Source organism: Mycobacterium sp. E3298 (assembly GCF_001666895.1).
In the GTDB taxonomy this organism is placed as follows: domain Bacteria; phylum Actinomycetota; class Actinomycetes; order Mycobacteriales; family Mycobacteriaceae; genus Mycobacterium.
The window spans coordinates 1-716 of record NZ_LZJB01000301.1 but is presented as its reverse complement, the minus strand read 5'-3'; the positions used below and the strand labels follow the sequence as shown (position 1 = coordinate 716).

Annotated in this window: 1 protein-coding gene and 1 pseudogene; both read right to left on the bottom strand. The window is 70.3% G+C overall.

Going from position 1 to position 716, the window contains the following annotated elements:
- Positions 1–130: pseudogene (locus A9X05_RS31060) on the bottom strand (prolipoprotein diacylglyceryl transferase); the annotation flags it as partial.
- The coding region (gene trpA / locus A9X05_RS14035; RefSeq protein WP_067782049.1) for a tryptophan synthase subunit alpha at positions 127–716 on the bottom strand (590 nt) is incomplete at its 5' end. The gene trpA and the pseudogene A9X05_RS31060, both read right to left, overlap by 4 nt.

The following is a 716-nucleotide window of genomic DNA, read 5'->3' as shown; positions in this document are numbered from 1 at the left end:
GGCGGTCGCCGATCAACAGCGCCACCACGATCCCGGTGATGATGAACAGCGCGTACGCGCGAATGGGCAGGGGCCCAAGGTGCCAGACACCCTGCGGCGGGCTGGGAAAGTACGTCGGCAACGTCGTCATCGGGCGGACGCCTTCTGCCGGACGCCGGCGGCCAGTTCCTCGGTCAGTTCCCGCAGCGCGGGCAGGCCACCCGCACCGAGCGCCGACACCAGCGCCGAACCGACGATCACGCCGTCGGCGTAGCTGCCGATTTGGGCGGCCTGCTCGCGCGACCGCACCCCGAGGCCGACGCCGACGGGTATGTCGGACACCGCCTTCACGCGCTGCACCAACTCGGGCGCGGCCTGCGACACCGCGTCACGCGCCCCGGTGACGCCCATCGTGGAAGCGGCGTAGACGAATCCGCGTGACGCGTCGACGGTCATGGCCAACCGTTCCGGCGTCGACGACGGCGCGACGAGAAAAATGCGGTCCAACCGATGCTCCTCAGCTGCCGTCAGCCACTGCCCGGCTTCGTCGGGGATGAGGTCAGGAGTGATCAAGCCGTGCCCGCCGGCCGCCGCGAGGTCGCGCGCGAACGCGTCGACCCCGTAGCGCACCACGGGATTCCAATAGGTCATCACCACCGCGCGGCCGGCGGGCACGGCTTGATCACTCCTGACCTCATCCCCGACGAAGCCGGGCAGTGGCTGACGGCAGCTGAGGA